The organism is Saccharopolyspora sp. NPDC047091 (assembly GCF_040643635.1).
GTDB lineage: Bacteria > Actinomycetota > Actinomycetes > Mycobacteriales > Pseudonocardiaceae > Saccharopolyspora_C.
The window spans coordinates 1-19121 of the sequence record NZ_JBEYUS010000052.1; the positions used below are offsets into that span (position 1 = coordinate 1).

Below are 19121 nucleotides of genomic sequence, written 5' to 3' on the forward strand. Positions count from 1 at the left end.
AACCTCAGCGGGATTCTCGCTGCGGGATCTTTTTCCCAAGTGGCTCCGCCACGAGGGAAAAAGCTGTCCTCGCGAGAATCCCGCTGAGAACCCGCTGCGGTGCCGGTTGCTCGGGTGGTCGGCTGCTCAGCGGCTGCGCCGCTGACAGGAAAGCGACGAGACTCGCCGGGCGGGTTCAGATACGGGCGGGCGGCGGTCGTCTCGCTGCGGGATCGTTTTCACGGATGGCTCCGCCACAGGAGGAAAAGCTGTCCTCGCGAGAATCCCGCTGAGAAACCGCTCCGGTGCGAGGTGCCCGGGTGGTCGCTGCTCAGCGGCTTCGCCGCTGACAGGACGACGGCATGCCGAGGGCGGGCGCTCGGGTCAGGGAGCGACCGAGGTGTTCGTGGTGGTGTGCGGGGTACCGCCGTCCTGCGCTTCCGGCGACACCGGCAGGTCCTCCGCCTGCACGCAGCCGCCGATGAGTTCGACCACCCCGTCCTGCTGCCGGTACGAGCCGGGTTCGTCGCAGCCCGCCTGGGCGACCGCGAACACGGCGCCCGCCGACAGGACCGCGGCCACCGCGATCCCGCTGACCAGTGGAAGCGTTCCCGTCGATGCCATCGCCGGTGCCATCCGTGTCCTCCCCGGAGCCGCTGCTCCGCGCGCCGTTGCGCCGTCGTGGGTCCGCGCGCCCCGGCAGGGCCCCGATGCCGTGGGCAGATCACGCGTACCGAGCAGCGTACCCAACACCTCGGTCGACGGGCCGGGCTCGCGCTGGGGCACGATTGGTGCATGTCCCTGATCAGCGTGGACCGGATCCGCACCGCCGCCGAGGACCTGGTGGACGTGGCCCGCCGCACCCCGCTCGCGCATTCCCGGGTGCTCAGCGACCACGTCGGTGCCGACGTGTACCTGAAGTGCGAGAACCTGCAGCGCACCGGGTCGTTCAAGCTGCGCGGCGCCTACGTCCGGCTGCACGCGCTGGACGCGGAGCGCCGGGCGGCCGGGGTGGTGGCGGCGAGCGCGGGCAACCACGCGCAGGGCGTGGCGCTGGCGGCGTCGCTGCTGGGCATCGAATCCACGGTGTTCATGCCGGAGCGCGCGACGCTGCCGAAGCTGGCCGCGACCCAGTCCTACGGCGCCGACGTGCGCGCGGAGGGCGCCGTGCTGTCCGAGACCCTCGCGCTGGCGCAGGAGCACGCCGCCCGCACCGGCGCCGAGTTCATCCACCCCTTCGACCACCCGGACGTGCTGGCCGGGCAGGGGACCGTCGGCCTGGAGGTGCTCGAACAGCTGCCGGAGGTCGGCACCGTGCTGGTGCCCACCGGCGGTGGTGGCCTGGTCGCCGGGGTGGCGGCCGCGGTGAAGGCGCTGCGGCCGCAGGTGCGGGTCATCGGGGTGCAGGCGGAGCAGGCCGCGGCCTGGCCGCCGTCCCTGGCGGCGGGCGCCCCGGTGCAGCTCTCGGACACCCGCACGATGGCCGACGGCATCGCCGTCGCCCGGCCCGGCGAGGTCACCTTCGAGCACGTCTCGGCCCTCGTCGACGACGTGATCACGGTGAGCGAGCAGGCCCTGTCCCGCGCGCTGCTGCTGTGCCTGGAGCGGATGAAGCTGGTCGCCGAACCGGCAGGGGTCGCCGCCATCGCAGGCCTGCTGGAACGGCCGGACCTGCTGCGACCGCCGACGGTCGCGGTGCTCTCCGGCGGCAACATCGACCCGCTGCTGCTGTTGCAGCTGATCCGGCACGGCATGACCTCCGCGGGCCGCTACCTGTCGTTGCGGGTGCGGCTGCCGGACCTGCCGGGATCGCTGGCGGAACTGCTCGGCAGGCTCGGCGACCTGGCGGCGAACGTGCTGGACATCGAGCACTCCCGGATCTCCGGTGCGCTGGCGCTCAACGAGGTGGACGTGGAGGTCAGCCTGGAGACCCGCGGCCCGGAGCACCGCGAGCACGTGGTCGCCGAGCTGACCCGCGCCGGCTACACCGTCACCTCCGAGCGGTGAGCGAGGTGCCCGCCGCGCCTCGACGCGGCGGGACACCCGGCGTCACAGGTTGCCGCGCAGGTCCTGCTCCCGCTCGATGGCCTCGAACAGCGCCTTGAAGTTGCCCTTGCCGAAGCCCAGCGAGCCGTGCCGCTCGATGAGCTCGTAGAACACGGTGGGCCGGTCCCCGATCGGCTTGGTGAAGATCTGCAGCAGGTAGCCGTCCTCGTCGCGGTCCACGAGGATGCCGTGCTCCTTCAACGTCTCGATCGGCAGCCGCACCTGCCCGATGCGGGCCCGCAGCTCCGGATCGTCGTAGTAGGAGTCCGGCGTGTTCAGGAACTCCACCCCGGCGGCGCGCATCGCGGTGATGGTGCCGAGGATGTCCCCGGTGGCGAGCGCGATGTGCTGGCAGCCCGCGCCCCGGTAGAACTCCAGGTACTCGTCGATCTGCGACTTCTTGCGCCCGGCGGCGGGCTCGTTGAGCGGGAACTTCACCCGGTGGTTGCCGTTGGCGACGACCTTGCTCATCAGCGCCGAGTACTCGGTGGCGATGTCGTCGCCGACGAACTCGGCCATGTTCACGAAGCCCAGCACCCGGTTGTAGAAGCCGACCCACCGGTCCATCTCGCCGAGCTCGACGTTGCCGACGCAGTGGTCGACGGCCTGGAACAGCCGCTTCGGCGCCCCCGCCGGTTTGGTGTAGCCGCCGGTGCGCGCCACGTACCCGGGCAGGTAGGGGCCGGTGTAGCGGCTGCGGTCGATCAGCGTGTGCCGGGTTTCGCCGTAGGTGGCGATGGCGGCCATCCGCACCACGCCGTGCTCGTCGGCGCGCTCGTGCGGTTCGTCGAGGACGGTGGCGCCCTGGGAGCGGGCGTGCTCCACGCAGCGGTCGACGTCCTGCACCTCCAGCGCCAGGTCGACGACGCCGTCGCCGTGCGCCCGGTGGTGGTCGGCGAGCGGGCTGTCCGGGTCGACCGCGCCGAGCAGCACGAATCGGGCCGAGCCGGACTTGAGCACGTACGCCTTGTGGTCCCGCTCGCCCTGTTCCGGGCCGCGGTAGGCGACGAGTTCCATGCCGAACGCGACCTGGTAGAACAACGCGCTCTGGGTGGCGTTGCCGACGACGAACACGACCGCGTCCATCGCCCGCACCGGGAACGGGTCGCGGCTGGAGTCGTGGTCGACGAGGCCGACGAGCCTGCGCATCTGGTCGAAGGTGACGTCGTCGAGCTTGCCGGTGCTGCCGTGGTCAACGGTGCCGGTCACGGGTGCCCTCCCTGCGTTGTGCGAGGTGTGTGCCACGAAGGGTGAGGTCGTCGGTCATGCTGCACAAGGGACGCCGAGTTCACTGGACAACATGTCCGGTCGAGCGGGGACGCGGCTCGCCAGGTCGGTCAAGTTGCGCAGGAGGCGCGGTGGAGCACGAGGACTCGGAGCTGGACGCGCTCGACGCCCGGCTGCTGCTGTTGCTGGCCGACGAGCCCCGGCTCGGGGTGCTGGAGTGCTCGCGGCGGCTCGGCGTCGCCCGCGGCACCGTGCAGGCCCGGCTGGACCGGATGCGACGCCGCGAGGTGCTGCGCGGCTTCCCACCGGACCTGGACCTGGCGGCCATGGGCTACGGGCTGACCGCGTTCGCGGTGCTGGAGATCGCGCAGGGGCAGCGGGACGCCGTGGTGCGGCGGCTGGCCGCGATCGACGAGGTGTGCGAGGTGCAGACCACCACCGGCGAGGGCGATCTGTGGGTGCGGGTGGTGGCGCGGTCCAACGCCGACCTGCAACGGGTGATCGACGAGGTGGTGGCCGCGCCGCAGGTGCTGCGGACCTCCACGTCGATCGCGCTGTCCACCCCGGTGCCGCCGCGGGTGCGACCGCTGCTGGAGCGGTTGGCGGGGGAACAGCCGTGACGGGCCGGTGCCGGTCGGTTTCCGGAACGCGGTGAATTCACCCTCCGGACAAAAGGCCCGTTCTGGGCGACGATCTTCCGGTGGCCGGGCACGACGCGCCCGGCCGGTGCCCGCCGCCGGGCGCGAGCGCCGGAACTCCGGGCCGTGCGGGCGGATCGGCGTTCGGCGGCCGGGCGGGAGCGGGCCGGCCAGCGACGACCGGCGGTGCCGGGACCATTCGTGGAAAAAGAATTCGGGGCGCGCGAAAGCGCGGCGATAATGCGCGGATTCGAATGAGTTCGATTCGTCGATAAATCCAGGCCGGGACCAGCGGGCCGGGACGCGTCGCTACTCGCTCCGGTACGGGGTTGCGTTATGCGCGGAGATGCGTGCGTCGCTCGGCGCGGGCCGGTGCGGCCGCAAAGCGATCCGATATGCGGAGCGGGCGTGGTCGGAGCACGCCCGCGTCCGCTATTGCTCAGCCGGAGAAGGGTTCGGCCTTGACCAGGGTCACCTTCATGGTGCCGCCGTTGGGCAGCTCGTACTCCCGGGTCTCGCCTTCCTTGGCCTCCAGCAGCGCCTGGCCCAGCGGGGAGCTGGGGGAGTAGACCTCGAGATCGCCGTGCGCGCCCTCTTCCCGGTTGGCCAGGAGGAACTGCTCGGTGTCGTCCTCACCGTCGTAGCGGACGGTCAGCACGGAGCCGGGCTTGGCCACGCCGGACTCGGTGGGCACGTCGCCGACCTGCGCGGTCCGCAGCAGTTCCTGCAGCTGGCGGATGCGCGACTCGAGCTGGCCCTGCTCCTCGCGGGCGGCGTGGTATCCGCCGTTCTCCTTGAGGTCGCCTTCCTCCCGGGCCTCGTTGATCTTCGCGGCGATCACCGGGCGGTTGGCCACGAGCTCATCGAGCTCGCCCTTGAGCCGCGCATAAGCATCCTGGGTCAGCCAGGTCACCTGGGTATCGCTCACGGTCACCACTCCTCGTCGACGGCGACCCGCCTTCCGCGGGCCGACTACTTCCGTCCTCGCGAATTCCGGGTACTGCTAGGAACGGAAAAAACACGGCCCGCGCGGGACCGTGCTGCGCTTGACGATAGCACAAATCAGCCCACCGATGGAGTGCATTTTCTCAGCATCCGGGGCCGTTAGGTCTTGTTCACCCGGTTGGCCGCTGGTGGGTGGACAAATATTCAGGAACGCGGTAGGTGCAGCCGTACACCTCCCCGATGGTCGCTCGATGGGAGGTGCGTAGCACCGTGCCCTGCTGGACCGTTCCGGTGGCGGGCGGCACGAGAATCTCTTTCCGCCCGACCTCTTCGCCGGATTCGGCGCGCGCCCGGATCACGCACTCGGCGGGTCGCGCCGGGTCGTCGCGCCGGACCTCGGCGGTGACGTGGACCGAGCCGTCGTCGATCACCTCGAACGCGACCTGCTTGCCCTCGATCGGCGCGCTGCCCAGGTTCCGGTAGCCCAGCAGCGCCACGCCCAGCAGCACCACGGCGGCGAGGACGCCGAGCCCCCAGCGGACCGCCGGCGGGGCGGTGCGACGGGCCCGTGACCCGTACCGCCCTGCGGGGACCTGGTCGCTCACCGCACGCCGCCTTCCTGGTCCGATCGGGGTTAGCCGGATCGGACGAAGCCTGCCCGGCCGTTCGAGGATGTCGGCCCGTTGGGAACAATGGGTGGCGACACCCGCGTTGAGTATCCCTGTGGGTGTCCGGCCGGCGACCAGCGGGGCCGGGTGTGACGTGAGCGGGAAAGGAACATGCCTCCGATGGCCGAGAAGCTGCGTCTGATGACGGTGCACGCGCACCCGGACGACGAGTCCAGCAAAGGCGCTGCGACCACCGCGCGCTACGTGGCGGAGGGCCACGACGTGATGGTCGTCACCTGCACTGGTGGTGAGGCCGGCAGCATCCTGAACCCGGCCATGGAACGACCGGACGTGCTGGCGAACATGCCCGAGATCCGCCGGGCCGAGATGGCCAGGGCCGCCGAGATCCTCGGCGTGCAGCACCGCTGGCTCGGCTACGTCGACTCCGGCCTGCCCGAGGGCGATCCGCTGCCGCCGCTGCCGGAGGGCTGCTTCGCCACGGTGGACCCGGCGCTGCCGACCGCCGACCTGGTCGCGCTGCTGCGCGAGTTCCGCCCGCACGTCGTCATCACCTACGACGAGAACGGCGGCTACCCGCACCCGGACCACATCCGCTGCCACGAGGTGTCGATGGCCGCGTTCGACGCGGCGGGCGACCCGGAGCTGTACCCGGAGGCGGGCGAGCCGTGGCAGCCGCTGAAGCTGTACTACTCGCACGGCTTCTCCCGGAAGAAGATGCAGCTGTTCCACGACGCGCTGCTGGAGCGCGGCCTGGAGTCGCCGTACGGCGACTGGCTGGCCAAGTGGGACGGCAGCAACCGCCCGGACACCGATGAGCGGGTCACCACCCGCGTCGAGTGCGGGGCATACTTCGAGGCGCGGGACGACGCGCTGCGCGCGCACGCGACTCAGATCGACCCGGACAGCCGGTGGTTCGCGGTCCCGCTGGACATCCAGCGAGCGCTGTGGCCGACCGAGGAGTACGAGCTGGTGCGCTCGCTGGTCGATTCGACGTTGCCGGAGGACGACCTGTTCTCCGGCGTGCGGGAGAAGGTGTCGGCATGAACGCGCACGAAGCGCTGACCTGGGTGGTCGCGCAGGCGCCCGCGCCGCCGGCGGACCCGGGTGGCCAGGGCGAGGACTTCGGCAAGTCCTCGCCGGTGGGCTTGCTGCTGCTGGTGCTGTTCGGCATCGCGGTGGCGTTCCTGATCCGCTCGATGACCAAGCACCTGAAGAAGCTGCCCACCAGCTTCGACGAGCAGCGCGCCGCCCAGGCCGCCCCGGCCCGCGCGCGCCGCGCCGAAGCGGCGGCCGACGGCGCCGAGGAGGCTCCCGCGGAGGCCGAACCGGAGCCGGCGGAACCCGGGGCGAAGGGCGGCACCGGCACCTCCGGCTAGCCCGCACCGCACCCACCCGGATGGGTGCGGCGATCATCGGCGGGTGGGAGGCTGGCGGCATGAACCGGCTTGCGGACGCGACCAGCCCCTACCTGCTGCAGCACGCGGACAACCCCGTGCAGTGGTGGCCCTGGACGCCGGAGGCGTTCGAGGAGGCCCGCCGCCGGGACGTGCCGGTGCTGCTCTCGATCGGCTACGCGGCCTGCCACTGGTGCCACGTGATGGCGCACGAATCGTTCGAGGACGCCGAGATCGCGGCCGCGATGAACGAGCACTTCGTGAACATCAAGGTGGACCGGGAGGAGCGCCCGGACGTCGACTCGGTGTACATGGAGGCCACGCAGGCCATGACCGGGCAGGGCGGCTGGCCGATGACCTGCTTCCTCACCCCGGACGGCGAACCGTTCCACTGCGGCACCTACTACCCGCCGAAGCCGCTGCACGGCATGCCCTCGTTCCCGCAGCTGCTGGAGGCGGTCGCCGCAGCCTGGTCCGAGCGAGGTGACGAGGTGCGGGCCGCGGCGACCCGGGTCGTCGAGCAGTTGGCCGCCCAGCCGTCGGCGCTGCCGGAGGCCGGGGTGGACGACGCGGCGCTGGACGCGGCGGTCTCCCGGCTGGGCGCCGAGTTCGACGCGGTGCACGGCGGGTTCGGGGACGCGCCGAAGTTCCCGCCGTCGATGGTGCTGGAGTTCCTGCTCCGCCACCACGAGCGCACCGGTTCCGACGAGGCGCTGCGGCTGGCCGGTTCGACCGCGGAGGCGATGGCCCGCGGCGGCCTGTACGACCAGCTGGTCGGCGGGTTCGCGCGCTACAGCGTCGACGCGGCGTGGGTGGTGCCGCACTTCGAGAAGATGCTCTACGACAACGCGCTGCTGCTGCGCGCGTACGCGCACCTGGCCCGGCTGGACGCGGCCGCGTCGGGCCTGGCGCGCCGGGTCGCCCGGGAGACCGCCGAATTCCTGCTGCGCGACCTGCGCACCGCCGACGGCGGGTTCGCCGCGTCCCTCGACGCCGACACCGAAGGCGTGGAAGGCCTGACCTACGCGTGGACGCCGGAGGAACTGGTCGAGGTGCTGGGCGAGCAGGACGGCCGGTGGGCCGCGGAGCTGCTCGTCGTCACGCCGGAAGGCACCTTCGAGCAGGGGGCGTCGACGCTCCGGCTGCCCGCGGACCCGGACGACGCGGAGCGGTGGCGGCGGGTGCGCGACGTCCTCGCCGAGGCCCGCTCGCACCGCCCGCAACCCGGCATCGACGACAAGGTCGTCACCGCGTGGAACGGCATGGCGCTGACCGCGCTGGTGGAGGCCGCCGCCGTCCTCGACGAGCCGCAGTGGGTGCAGGACGCGCGCCGGGCCGCGGAGCTGCTGGTGCAGCGGCACGTGGTGGACGGGCGGTTGCGGCGCAGCTCCCGCGACGGCGTGGTGGGCCAGGCCGCCGGCGTGCTGGAGGACCACGGCTGCCTCGCCGAAGGCCTCCTCGCGCTGCACCAGGCCACCGGTGAGCAGACCTGGCTCGACGCCGCGTGCGCGCTGCTGGACACGGCGCTGCAGCAGTTCGCCGACCCGGAGCACCCCGGTTCCTTCTTCGACACGGCCGCGGACGCCGAGGCGCTGGTGCGCAGGCCGTCCGATCCGACGGACAACGCGAGCCCGTCCGGTGCTTCGGCCACCGCGGCGGCCCTGCTGACGGCGGCGGCGCTCGCCGGCCCGGACCGCGCGACCCGCTACCGGGCGGCCGCCGAGCAGGCGTTGTCCCGCGCCGGCCTGCTGGTGCAGCGCGCGCCGCGCTTCGCCGGGCACTGGCTCGCGACCGCGGAAGCCCTGGCGCACGGTCCGGTGCAGATCGCGGTGGCGGGGGACGCAGGGGCGGCGCGCTCGGAACTGCTCGCGGTGGCGCACCGGCACGCCCCCGGCGGAGCGGTGGCGGTGGCCGGGCCCCCGGATGCCGAGGCGGTGCCGCTGCTCGCCGGACGCGGGCTCGTCGACGGTGCCAGCGCCGCGTACGTCTGCCGCGGCTACGTGTGCGACCGCCCGGTCACCTCGCCCGAGGAACTGGCGGCCGCCCTCTCCCGCTGAACACCGGCGGGGCGGGCCGGCCGGTCAGGCGTAGAGGGCGAGCCAGATGGCGATGTGGTGGCAGATCGCCGCCGCGGTCACCGCCGCGTGGAAGAGCTCGTGGTAGCCGAAGGTCTTCGGCCACGGGTCCGGCCGCCGGGTCGCGTAGCAGACCGCGCCGAGCGAGTAGAGCACGCCGCCGACGACGAGGAGCACGAACGCGGCCACGCCCGCGCGGGACAGCAGCTCCGGCAGCACGAACACGGCGACCCAGCCCAGCGCGAGGTACACCGGCACGCCCACCCAGCGCGGCCCGTTCGGCCACGCCAGCTTCAGCACCACGCCGCCGAGCGCCCCGCCCCACACCACGGCGAGCACGATGGCGCCGGTGGTCGGCTGCATCGCCAGCATCGCGAACGGCGTGTAGGTCCCCGCGATGAAGAGGAAGATCATCGAGTGGTCGAGGCGGCGCATCCAGGTGCGGGCGCCCACCGAGTTCCACGTCTTGCGGTGGTACAGCGCGCTGACCCCGAACAGACCGAGCACGGTGGCCACGTAGATGGAGGTCCCCAGCGCTGCGGACGCCCCCACGGTGGCCGCGGCCAAGGAGATGAGCGTGGCGCCCGAGGCCACGGCCCCCACCAGCGACCAGAGGTGGATCCAGCCGCGCATCCGGGGCTTGACGGAGGAGGTGGCGCGTCGAGCGGTCAAGGCGCTAGTCACACCGCAAGATTACGGGACCGTAGGTTCTGCGCAGGCCCCCGCTGGCGGTGATGTCCGTTGCAGGCCGCGGCAGCGTTCGGAGCAGCACGGTCGGCATTCGACGGAGGGACCGTCGGGGCTGCGCAGCGGCGCGCGTACTCTCAGGGAGCGTGGCGCTCAAGGTTCGTCTGCGGGAACTCATCTACGACGTGTACGAGCGACGGCTGCGCCGTCAGCTCAGAGGCGCCAGGGCACCCCGGCACGTAGGTGTGATCCTCGACGGGAACCGCCGCTGGGCCAAGGAAGCCGGGCTCGACATCGCGCACGGCCACCGCGCCGGTGCGCGCAAGATCAGCGAGCTGCTCGGCTGGTGCAAGGAGGCCGACGTCGAGGTGGTCACGCTGTGGCTGCTCTCCACCGACAACCTCAACCGCACCAGCGCCGAGCTGGACGCGCTCCTGGAGATCATCGCCGGGGTGGTGGACGAGCTCACCGATGCGAGCAACCCGTGGCAGGTGCGGATCGTCGGTGCGCTGGACATGCTCCCCACCGAGACGGCGGCCCGGTTGTCGGCGGCGGCGCTGCGCACCGAGGGCCGCACGGGGATGCAGGTGAACGTCGCGGCCGGGTACGGCGGGCGGCAGGAGATCGCCGATGCGGTGCGCAAGTTGCTGCAGCAGCACGCGGAGGCGGGCACCACCATCGAGGAGCTCGCGGAGTTCCTCACCGTCGACCACATCTCGGAGCACCTCTACACCTCGGGCCAGCCCGACCCGGATCTGCTGATCCGCACGTCCGGTGAGCAGCGGTTGTCCGGGTTCATGCTCTGGCAGTCGGCGCATTCGGAGTTCTGGTTCTGCGAGGCGTACTGGCCCGCGTTCCGGCGGGTCGACTTCCTGCGCGCATTGCGCGAGTACTCGGCGCGGCACCGCCGCTACGGCGGCTGAAGACCGTCCGGGCTGGTCCCGCACCAGCGCAGCGAAAAGGCCAGGTCCCGAAGGGCCTGGCCTTTTCATGCATCCACACGAGCGCCTGTGTGTCAGCCCTTGACCGAGGGGTGGTCGACGACCGGGGCGTTGACGCACTGGCTGGTCTGCGGGGACAGCACCGGCACGACGGCACCCAGCACGGCGACGTTGTTGCCGCAGAGCTGCACCGGCACGGCGCTGATGTTGTTGCCGTTGAGCAGGTTCACGCCGTCGTTGTCGGCGCTGTCCGCGTTGGCGATGGGGGCGAGGGCCATCAGGCCTGCCGCCGCACCGGCGACGACCACTGCCTTCTTCAGCATTGCGTTCACTCTCCTAGAAGTATTGCCGCGGGATGCCCCGAAGTGGCGCGCTCACCCGTGTGCGAACACGTGGAGTGACCGGATCGGGGCGGTCGTGATGTCGCCGGAGAATGGCTTCCGCTCGAAAAAGTCCAAGTGGATTCCGGTCCGTCGGCGACGTTACCTCGAAATGAGGTGACTCGGCGATTTCGGCGAACCTGGCGCGAATTGAGATCGTCTCTCACGGACCGCGCCGACGGAATGCCGACTACCGAGTGGTGGCGCCGTTTCAGCCCTTGACGGACGGGTGGTCCACGACCGGCGCGTTGACGCAGTCGCTGGTCTGCGGCGACAGGATCGGCACGACGGCACCGAGGACCGCGACGTTGTTCCCGCAGGCCTGGACGGGCAGCACGCTGAGGTTGTTGTCGTTCAGCAGGTTGACGCCGTCGTTGTCCGCGGTGTCCGCGTTCGCGATCGGTGCCAGCGCCATCAGACCCGCCGCCGCACCGGCGACGACCACTGCCTTCTTCAGCACTTGGATGCTCCTTGTTGTTTCGGGTGTTGCGGTCGCGGTCCCTCGTTCACGAGCACCCCGGAAAGTTCGCCCAGGGAGTCGGCCGCGAAAAAAACCTAACCATTCCTGAAGGTGTAAGCACAGCTGGTTAACACCATCGTGTAGGCAAAATTTTTCGCCCTCAAGGCGAACCGTCGCTCCCCGGTCCGGCTACTCGCCGGTAAGTATTCGTGCTCCATAACATCGGTCGCCGGGGATTCGCGATCCGGGCTCCGCCGAATGGTCTTCGGGGCCTTTCCTCGCAGCTAGCGAGGCCGTACCGTCCGGTGGTGGACGCCGCCGAGCTGGTTCGCGAGTACCTGCGGCTCGGACTGCGCATCGGGCGGCTCGACCCCGATTTCGTGCTCTCCTGCGTCGGCGAACCGCGATTGCACAGCGTGATCGCCCGCGAGCCCATATCAGTCCCCGGTGTACTTGCAGAACGGGCGCAATTGCTGTTCGCCTCCGTCCCCGACGTCGGATTCGCCGCGCCGCGGGCCGCGTTCCTGAGCGCGCAGCTCGCCGCGCTGGAACTCCGGGCCAGACGACTGGCCGGGGAACAGGCGTCCTTCCGCGCGGAGGTCGCGGCGTGCTTCGGCATCTCCCTCGAACCGGGTGACCCCGACCGGTACCGCCGCGCGCACGCGGAGCTGGCGGAGCTGCTGCCCGGCTCGGGGCCCGTCGCGGACCGCCTGGCGCTGCTGGCGCGGCGCGAACGGGTGCCGCCGCCGCTGCTGGCCCGCGGGGTCGCCGAGCTCGCCCGCGCGTTGCGCGCCCGGGTGCGGGCCGAACCGGGCCTGCCGGTGCAGGAGCGCGTCGACCACCGCTACGTCCGCGGCCGCCCGTGGTCGGCGTTGCACCGCTACCTGGGTGATTTCCGCTCGCTGGTCGCGGTGAACCCGGACCGGCAGGTGTGGGCGGGGCGGCTCCCGGCGCTGGTCGCGCACGAGTCCTACCCGGGCCACCACGCCGAGCACTGCCGCAAGGAGCGGGAGCTGGTCGGCGCGCGCGGCTGGGCCGAGCACGGCATCGCGCTGCGGGACGGCCCGCAGTCGCTGCTCGCGGAAGGGGTCGCCGAGCTGGGCCTGCGGATCGCGGTCGGTCCCGGCTGGGGCCGCTGGGCGCAGGACGTGCTGGCGGAGGCGGGGATCCGCGTCGACGGGGAGCGGGCGGAGCGGGTGCTGGCCGCGCTGGACGGGCTGCGCGAGGTGCGGTCGGACGCGGCGCTGCTGCTGCACGACGGCCCGGGCATCGATGCGGCGGCGGCGCACCTGCACCGGTGGGCGTGCCTGCCCGCGGACGGCGTCCGCGCGTTCCTCCGCTTCGCCGCCGATCCGCGGTGGCGGCTGCACGTCGTCACCTACGCGGAAGGGGCGCGGCGGGTGGCGCGCAGGCTCGAGGCGGGCGAAGGGGTGCGGCGGTTGCTGGACGAGCCGTGGACTCCCGGCGGGTGATCGGTGCGCCGATTGGGCCGATCGGTCGAACCCCGGAATCGGTGCCACAAGTCCGAAAAGTCCTGTTGTTCACTCGATCAGACCAAAGTGGACGCTGCGTTGATCACGGCACGTGCGTACGTCCGGGTGGTTCCGGGGGCTCGCGGCGGAGGAGTTCGACTGCCCCGCCCGCAACGCTGTGACCAGGATCTTGTCCGATTCGCGGGAACGTCCGGGCGACGGGCGGATGGCGTCCGGGTGCACCGGAACCGGTGCGCACGTGACCCCAGGCTGACGTTCTGGCGAATCACCTGCCTGGTCGCCTGCCCAGAAGCGAATCTCGGAGGTAGCGTCCGAAGTGACGGGTCGACGCGTAAATGGCCCGTCCGGGGAGGCCCTGACCGTGGCTGTTGGCTGGATCGGACGGTATCACCGTCCTCCGTGGTCGCTCGGGGCCGGTGCGCGGCCTCGGTGGCTGCGCCGGACCGCCCGCCGGTCCGGCCAGGCCAGGGCAGGGGCGGCCCGGCCCGCCGACGAGCGGGCGTGTGCCCCACGCCCGCGAGGGAGTAGCCGTGACCACACGACGTTCCCAAGCCACAGCGGAAACCCCGGCCCAGGCCGAGGACTCCGCAGGCATCGCAGCCCGAACGGATGTCCGCACGTACGTGCTCGACACCTCGGTGCTGCTGTCCGATCCGTGGGCGATGACCCGGTTCGCCGAGCACCGCGTGGTGCTCCCGCTGGTCGTGATCAGCGAACTCGAGGCGAAGCGGCATCACCCGGAACTCGGCTGGTTCGCCCGCGAGGCCCTGCGCGGCCTCGACGAACTGCGCATCGAGCACGGCCGGCTGGACGCGCCGGTCGCGATCGGTGAGGACGGCGGCACGCTGCACGTCGAGCTCAACCACTCCGATCCGCAGGTGCTGCCGCCAGGTTTCCGCACCGACTCCAACGACGCCCGCATCCTGGCGTGTTCGCTGAACCTCGCCGCCGACGGGCACCGGGTCACGCTGGTCACCAAGGACATGCCGCTGCGGGTGAAGGCTGCTTCGGTCGCGCTGGAAGCCGACGAGTACCGGGCGCAGGACGTCGTGTCCAGCGGCTGGTCCGGCATGGCGGACCTGGACCTGCCGCCGGAACAGGTGGACGCGCTGTTCAAGGACGGCGCGGCCGACCTGGACGAGGCCAAGGACCTGCCCGCCAACACCGGGCTGCGGCTGCTCGCGGGCACCCAGAGCGCGCTCGGCCGGATCACCGCCGACAAGCAGGTGAAGCTGGTGCGCGGCGACCGGGAGGCCTTCGGGCTGCACGGCCGCTCCGCGGAGCAGCGCATCGCGCTGGACCTGCTGCTGGACCCGGACGTCGGCATCGTCTCCCTCGGCGGCCGAGCGGGCACCGGCAAGTCGGCGCTCGCGCTGTGCGCCGGGCTCGAAGCGGTGCTGGAGCGCCAGCAGCACCGCAAGGTCGTCGTGTTCCGGCCGGTCTACGCGGTCGGCGGCCAGGAACTGGGCTACCTCCCGGGCAGCGAGAACGAGAAGATGCAGCCCTGGGCGCAGGCGGTGTTCGACACCCTCGGCGCGCTGGCCAGCGAGAACGTCCTCGACGAGGTCACCGACCGGGGCATGCTCGAAGTGCTGCCGCTGACCCACATCCGGGGCCGCTCGCTGCACGACTCGTTCGTGATCGTGGACGAGGCCCAGTCGCTGGAGCGCAACGTGCTGCTCACGGTGCTGTCCCGGCTCGGGGCGAACTCCCGGGTGGTGCTGACCCACGACGTGGCGCAGCGGGACAACCTGCGCGTCGGGCGGCACGACGGGGTGGCGGCGGTGATCGAGAAGCTCAAGGGCCATCCGCTGTTCGCGCACATCACGCTGACCCGTTCCGAGCGCTCGCCGGTGGCGGCGCTGGTGACGGAGATGCTGGAAGGGGAATTCACCCCCTGACGCCCGGGCCGGTGGCGTCCGCGCGGACGCCACCGGCCACCGGGATCACCAGCCGCCGGGCAGCGGGCGTCCCTCGGCGAAACCGGCGGCGGACTGGATGCCCACCAGCGCGCGCTCGTGGAACTCGGCGAGGTTCCGCGCGCCCGCGTAGGTGCAGGAGGAGCGCAGCCCGGAGCTGATCTCGTCCAGCAGGTCCTCCACGCCGGGGCGCTTCGGGTCGATCTTCATCCGAGAGCTGGAGATGCCCTCCTCGTAGAGCGCCTTGCGGGCCTGGTCGAAGGTGCTGTCGGTGCGCGTCCGAGCACCGACGGCGCGCTTGGAGGCCATGCCGAAGGATTCCTTGTACGCGCGACCGTGCTCGTCGCGCAGCAGGTCACCGGGCGACTCGTGGGTGCCCGCGAACCAGGAACCCACCATCACCGAGGCGGCCCCGGCGGCCAGCGCCAGCGCCACGTCCCGCGGGTGCCGGACTCCGCCGTCCGCCCACACGTGCTTGCCGAGCTCCCGCGCGGCCGCCGCGCACTCGGCGACGGCGGAGAACTGGGGGCGGCCGACGCCGGTCATCATCCGGGTGGTGCACATGGCGCCCGGCCCGACGCCGACCTTGATCACGTCCGCGCCCGCGTCGACGAGGTCCCGCACGCCCTCGGCGGTGACCACGTTGCCCGCGACGACCGGCACCGACGGGTCGAGCGCCCGCACCGCGCGCAACGCGCTGATCATCTTCTCCTGGTGGCCGTGCGCGGTGTCCACGACCAGCGCGTCCACCCCGGCCGCCAGCAGCGCGGCGGCCTTGCCCGCCACGTCGCCGTTCACGCCGACCGCCGCCGCGACCCGGAGCCGGCCGGCGCCGTCCAGCGCGGGCTCGTAGATCTCGGCGCGCAGCGAACCGCGGCGGGTGAGGATGCCGGCGAGCCCGCCGTCCGCGTCGACCGCGAGCGCCACCTGCTTGCCCTGGGCGTGCAGCTGCTCGAAGACCTCCCGCGGCTCGGTGCCCAGCGCCAGCACCAGCGGGGAGCGGTCGGCGACCTCGCCGATCCGCGCGAACCGGTCAACCCCCGAGCAGGCGGCCTCGTCCACCACGCCGACCGGCCTGCGGTCCTCGTCCACGACCACGACCGCGCCGTGCGACCGCTTCGGGAGCAGGTTCAGCACGTCCGCGACGGCGTCGTCCGCGCGCAGCACCAGCGGTGTGTCCCACACCGGGTGCCGGTCCTTCACCCAGGACACGATCTCCGCGACGGCCTCGGGGGCGACGTCCTGCGGCAGCACGGTGATCCCGCCGCGCCGCGCCACCGTCTCCGCCATGCGGCGGCCCGCGACGGCGGTCATGTTGGCGACCACGACCGGCAGCGTGGTGCCGGAGCCGTCCGAGGTCGCGAGGTCGACGTCGAACCGGGACTCGACGCCGGAACGGCGCGGGGCCAGGAAGACGTCGTCGTAGGTCAGGTCTGTGGAGGGCTGCTGCCCGTTCAAGAACCGCACGAGGTTCCACGATACGTGCCGGACGGCCGCCACCGGCCGGATCGGACGAGCCCCGCACCCGGAGCGGATCATCCGGACGTGTGGTTGCGGGGGTTTTCGCCGCGCGGCTACATTGTGGGTAGCTGCGCACCGAGGTGCGTGGAAGTAAGCCGGGACTACCCGCCGGAGGCGGGACCCCGGCCTCTGCGTTTTCTGGGGCCTTTTCCGTTCACGACGCATCCACGTCGAGCAGGCGCGCGGCGTCGGCCAGCTGCTCCAAGTACCGCCGGTTTCCGCGTGCGGCGGCCAACGCCGCTCCGCACACGATGTCCGGCAGCCAGAGCATCGGCTCGGCGTCCCCGGGCATGAACTCGACGTGAACCTTCATCGAGATCACGCGTTTGCGCTTGCAGACCGCCACGGTCTGCTTGTCGAGCTTGTCGTTATGCGGCCGACGGGATTCCAGCGTCAGCACGGATCCGCCCGCCGCCTCGACCTCCGGCAGGATTGCTTCGAGGCACTTGCGGCGGGCGCGTTCCGCGTTCATCGGAGACGCCGAGCCGACGACCACCAAGTTGGTCGACCGGAAGGAGCTCGCGACCTTCGCGATCTCCTCGCGACGACGATCGGGCTCCTTGCTCCAGTGCAGTTTTCGCCCACCCTTGCGCAGGTGGGTGAGCACGGCGCGGATCGGTTCGGCCTCGGTCCGGTCGATCAGGCTGGCGGTCAGGACGTACACGCCGAGGTCCAGGTCGTAGGACTCGTCGGCGTAGGCGGCTAAGTACACGCTCGTACTGCATCGGGAACGCGCGTTCGAGAGCAAGCCGCGGCACCCGAACGGGTCGCAAGATCACCGGTGGGGTGGACGGGTGCGGCCCGCCCACCGGCGCGTCAGATCTCCTCGCCGCTGAGCATCGGTTCGAAGGCGCGGTAGGCGGTGTAGTTGCGGAAGAAGCGGCTGTACAGCTCGGCGCCGTCGTCGAAGGTGGCGTCCTCGACCTTCTTCACCTCGACGAGCTCCTTGAACTTCCAGGTGACGATCTCGCCGTCCTCGTTCGGGTAGCTGGCGGCCTGCTGCTTGCCGTAGTCGACGGCCTTCTCCCGCGCTTCCTCGTCGGATTCGGCTTTGACCAGCACGAACGATTCCTCGTAGAGCTCCGGTTCGGTGGCCGACGCGGAGGAGATCTCGATGAGCAGCAGCGCGACGTAGAACTCGGCCTCGGCGGAGGAGGTGCTCGCCTGGAAGTCGCGGGGGTCGATGCTGCCCGAACCGATGTCGATCGAGCCGACCTGCTCGTCGTCGCTGGGTGTGGTCATGGCTCCACTTTCTCATCCGCCGCCGGAGCCCCCGGCAGCATGGCCCGCACCGCGTCGATCGTGTCGGCGGTGGCGGCGTCCTTGTCGGGGCGGTAGCGCAGCACGCGGGCGAAGCGCAGCGCGACGGAGCCGGGGTAGCGGGTGCTGACCTGCACGCCGTCCAGTTCGATCTCCACCACGAGGTCGGGGACGAGGTGCACGGTGCTCCGGTCGCGGTGCGTCTCGTGGCGGGGGAATTCGGCGGTCTGCCAGGCGAGGAGTTCGTCGGTGAGGCCCTTGAACGTCTTGCCCACCATGATCGGCGGCCCGCCCGCCGGGTCGCGGGCGCCGAGGTGCAGGTTCGACAGCGCGCCGCTGCGCCGCCCGTGGCCCCATTCCGCGGCGAGCACCACCAGGTCCAGCGTGTGCGACGGTTTGACCTTGCGCCAGGTCCGGCCGCGGCGCCCCGCCGCGTAGACCGAGTCGAGCGACTTCACCACGACCCCTTCGTGCCCGGCGGCGAGCGCGTCGTCCAGCACGGCGCTCGCGTCCTCCGCCGTGCCGGGCCGCACGCCGGGGACGCGGTGCTCGGGCGCGACGCGAGCCAGCGCCGCCAGCCGCCGGTGCAGCGGCTCGTCCACCAGGTCGGCGCCGTCCAGGTGCAGGCAGTCGAAGAAGTGCGGCCGCAGCACCTCGTCGCGCGGGCCGCGGGCGCCGAAGCGGGACATCGTCTCCTGGAACGGGCGGGGCCTGCCGGAGTCGGTGAGGGCGAGCGCCTCTCCGTCCAGCACCGCGGACGTGCAGGGCAGGGCGAGTCCGAGCTCGACCAGTTCCGGGACCTGCCCGGTGATCTCGCGGAGCGTGCGGGTGAACACCCGCACCTGCCCGCCGTCCCGGTGCAGCTGGATCCGCGCCCCGTCCAGCTTGTGCTCGACGACGCAGGCTCCGAGTTCGTCCAGCGCGTCCGCGAGGGTCTCGGCGGGGGAGGCGAGCATGGGCCGCAGCGGCCTGCCCACTTCGAGCCGGAACTCGGCGAGCGCGGCGGAACCGCCGGTCAGCGCGGCCTCGGCGGTGGCGGGCAGCCGCCCGGAGAGCATGAACGCCCGGCGCACCGCGTCGGCGGGCACGTCGGCGGCGCGGGCCACGGCCGCCAGCAGCACGCCTTCCAGCGCGCCCTGCCGGAGTTCGCCGCCGAGCATCCGGACGAGGAACCGCTGCTCGTCGGTGGTGGCCCGGCCCAGCAGCGCGTGCAGCAGGTCGAGGCGCCGCTGCCCGGATCCCGCGCCGGTGGTGGCGCGCAGCGCGTCGACGGCGTCGGCCACGTCGAGCACCGTCAGCTCGGGTTCGGCGGCCGGTGCGGCGTGCAGCGAGCGCAACGTGGACCAGCCGACGCCCGCGCGTCCCCCGGGCAGTTCCCCGGCGAGCAGCGCGGCGGTCGGCCGGATCTCCGCACCCCGCAGGCGGGTGAGCAGTTCGGCGAGGACGTGGATCTTCGCGTTGCGGGCGCGGGTCGCCGCGACGTCGGCGGACGCGGCGACGACCGCGGTCAGCGGCACCATGCGCCCA

19 protein-coding genes are annotated in these 19121 nt (G+C 72.1%); 8 read left to right on the forward strand and 11 right to left on the reverse strand.

Annotation, left to right across the window (positions count from 1 at the left end; genetic code table 11):
- Nucleotides 1–363: 363 nt before the first annotated feature.
- Complete coding sequence (locus ABZ805_RS20675) at nucleotides 364–603, reverse strand: hypothetical protein (protein ID WP_358442619.1); 240 nt, start codon at nucleotides 601–603, stop codon at nucleotides 364–366.
- A gap of 171 nt (nucleotides 604–774) precedes the next feature.
- Between ABZ805_RS20675 and ilvA the strand changes: the two genes are divergently transcribed.
- The gene (ilvA, locus tag ABZ805_RS20680; RefSeq protein WP_358442622.1) at nucleotides 775–1986 is read left to right on the forward strand and encodes a threonine ammonia-lyase; all 1212 of its coding nucleotides are present in this window, start codon (nucleotides 775–777) and stop codon (nucleotides 1984–1986) included.
- Between the two features lie 42 nt (nucleotides 1987–2028).
- On the opposite strand, the gene hppD is transcribed toward ilvA, so the two are convergent.
- A complete protein-coding gene (hppD, locus tag ABZ805_RS20685; protein WP_358442744.1) occupies nucleotides 2029–3174 on the reverse strand; it encodes a 4-hydroxyphenylpyruvate dioxygenase in 1146 nt (381 codons plus the stop codon).
- A 209-nt stretch (nucleotides 3175–3383) separates the two neighbouring features.
- Between hppD and ABZ805_RS20690 the strand changes: the two genes are divergently transcribed.
- The gene (locus tag ABZ805_RS20690) at nucleotides 3384–3872 is read left to right on the forward strand and encodes an Lrp/AsnC family transcriptional regulator (RefSeq protein ID WP_358442625.1); all 489 of its coding nucleotides are present in this window, start codon (nucleotides 3384–3386) and stop codon (nucleotides 3870–3872) included.
- A 457-nt stretch (nucleotides 3873–4329) separates the two neighbouring features.
- Here ABZ805_RS20690 and greA read toward each other — a convergent pair whose 3' ends face one another.
- Both greA and ABZ805_RS20700 read right to left on the reverse strand, forming a co-directional pair.
- The gene (greA, locus tag ABZ805_RS20695; RefSeq protein ID WP_358442627.1) at nucleotides 4330–4818 is read right to left on the reverse strand and encodes a transcription elongation factor GreA; all 489 of its coding nucleotides are present in this window, start codon (nucleotides 4816–4818) and stop codon (nucleotides 4330–4332) included.
- A gap of 187 nt (nucleotides 4819–5005) precedes the next feature.
- Nucleotides 5006–5440 (reverse strand): DUF4307 domain-containing protein, encoded by a 435-nt coding sequence (locus ABZ805_RS20700; RefSeq protein ID WP_358442630.1) that lies wholly within the window; start codon nucleotides 5438–5440, stop codon nucleotides 5006–5008.
- Between the two features lie 183 nt (nucleotides 5441–5623).
- Here ABZ805_RS20700 and mca point away from each other — a divergent pair, with 183 nt between their 5' ends.
- Genes mca through ABZ805_RS20715 form a run of 3 tightly spaced genes read left to right on the forward strand, consistent with a single transcriptional unit; the run spans nucleotide 5624 to nucleotide 8915 of the window.
- Nucleotides 5624–6508 (forward strand): mycothiol conjugate amidase Mca, encoded by an 885-nt coding sequence (mca, locus tag ABZ805_RS20705; protein ID WP_358442633.1) that lies wholly within the window; start codon nucleotides 5624–5626, stop codon nucleotides 6506–6508.
- Nucleotides 6505–6840: a hypothetical protein gene (locus tag ABZ805_RS20710; RefSeq protein WP_358442636.1), complete on the forward strand. Its 336-nt coding sequence runs from the start codon at nucleotides 6505–6507 to the stop codon at nucleotides 6838–6840. The genes mca and ABZ805_RS20710 overlap by 4 nt, the downstream gene beginning before the upstream one ends.
- 59 nt (nucleotides 6841–6899) lie before the next feature.
- Nucleotides 6900–8915: a thioredoxin domain-containing protein gene (locus tag ABZ805_RS20715; protein ID WP_358442639.1), complete on the forward strand. Its 2016-nt coding sequence runs from the start codon at nucleotides 6900–6902 to the stop codon at nucleotides 8913–8915.
- A gap of 24 nt (nucleotides 8916–8939) precedes the next feature.
- On the opposite strand, the gene ABZ805_RS20720 is transcribed toward ABZ805_RS20715, so the two are convergent.
- Nucleotides 8940–9566, reverse strand: a complete 627-nt coding sequence (locus ABZ805_RS20720; RefSeq protein WP_358442747.1) for a hemolysin III family protein — start codon at nucleotides 9564–9566, stop codon at nucleotides 8940–8942.
- 200 nt (nucleotides 9567–9766) lie between these two features.
- Between ABZ805_RS20720 and ABZ805_RS20725 the strand changes: the two genes are divergently transcribed.
- Nucleotides 9767–10543, forward strand: coding sequence for an isoprenyl transferase (locus ABZ805_RS20725; protein WP_358442642.1), 777 nt, complete (start codon nucleotides 9767–9769; stop codon nucleotides 10541–10543).
- A gap of 92 nt (nucleotides 10544–10635) precedes the next feature.
- Here ABZ805_RS20725 and ABZ805_RS20730 read toward each other — a convergent pair whose 3' ends face one another.
- Together ABZ805_RS20730 and ABZ805_RS20735 are read right to left on the reverse strand one after the other, a co-directional pair.
- Nucleotides 10636–10884 (reverse strand): hypothetical protein, encoded by a 249-nt coding sequence (locus ABZ805_RS20730; protein ID WP_358442645.1) that lies wholly within the window; start codon nucleotides 10882–10884, stop codon nucleotides 10636–10638.
- 268 nt (nucleotides 10885–11152) lie between these two features.
- Nucleotides 11153–11401 (reverse strand): hypothetical protein, encoded by a 249-nt coding sequence (locus ABZ805_RS20735; RefSeq protein WP_358442647.1) that lies wholly within the window; start codon nucleotides 11399–11401, stop codon nucleotides 11153–11155.
- A 308-nt stretch (nucleotides 11402–11709) separates the two neighbouring features.
- Here ABZ805_RS20735 and ABZ805_RS20740 point away from each other — a divergent pair, with 308 nt between their 5' ends.
- Nucleotides 11710–12873, forward strand: a complete 1164-nt coding sequence (locus tag ABZ805_RS20740; RefSeq protein WP_358442650.1) for a DUF885 domain-containing protein — start codon at nucleotides 11710–11712, stop codon at nucleotides 12871–12873.
- Between the two features lie 614 nt (nucleotides 12874–13487).
- Nucleotides 13488–14795, forward strand: coding sequence for a PhoH family protein (locus ABZ805_RS20745; RefSeq protein WP_358442751.1), 1308 nt, complete (start codon nucleotides 13488–13490; stop codon nucleotides 14793–14795).
- A 45-nt stretch (nucleotides 14796–14840) separates the two neighbouring features.
- Here the strand turns inward: ABZ805_RS20745 and ABZ805_RS20750 are convergent, their stop codons facing one another.
- From ABZ805_RS20750 to ABZ805_RS20765, 4 genes are all read right to left on the reverse strand, one after another.
- On the reverse strand, nucleotides 14841–16280 hold the full coding sequence (locus tag ABZ805_RS20750; protein WP_358442653.1) for a GuaB1 family IMP dehydrogenase-related protein: 1440 nt from the start codon (nucleotides 16278–16280) through the stop codon (nucleotides 14841–14843).
- A 208-nt stretch (nucleotides 16281–16488) separates the two neighbouring features.
- Nucleotides 16489–17082, reverse strand: a complete 594-nt coding sequence (locus tag ABZ805_RS20755; RefSeq protein ID WP_358442656.1) for a hypothetical protein — start codon at nucleotides 17080–17082, stop codon at nucleotides 16489–16491.
- Between the two features lie 68 nt (nucleotides 17083–17150).
- Nucleotides 17151–17576, reverse strand: coding sequence for a DUF4288 domain-containing protein (locus ABZ805_RS20760; RefSeq protein WP_358442659.1), 426 nt, complete (start codon nucleotides 17574–17576; stop codon nucleotides 17151–17153).
- The gene (locus ABZ805_RS20765; protein WP_358442662.1) at nucleotides 17573–19114 is read right to left on the reverse strand and encodes an ATP-dependent DNA ligase; all 1542 of its coding nucleotides are present in this window, start codon (nucleotides 19112–19114) and stop codon (nucleotides 17573–17575) included. The genes ABZ805_RS20760 and ABZ805_RS20765 overlap by 4 nt, the downstream gene beginning before the upstream one ends.
- Between the last annotated feature and the right edge of the window lie 7 nt (nucleotides 19115–19121).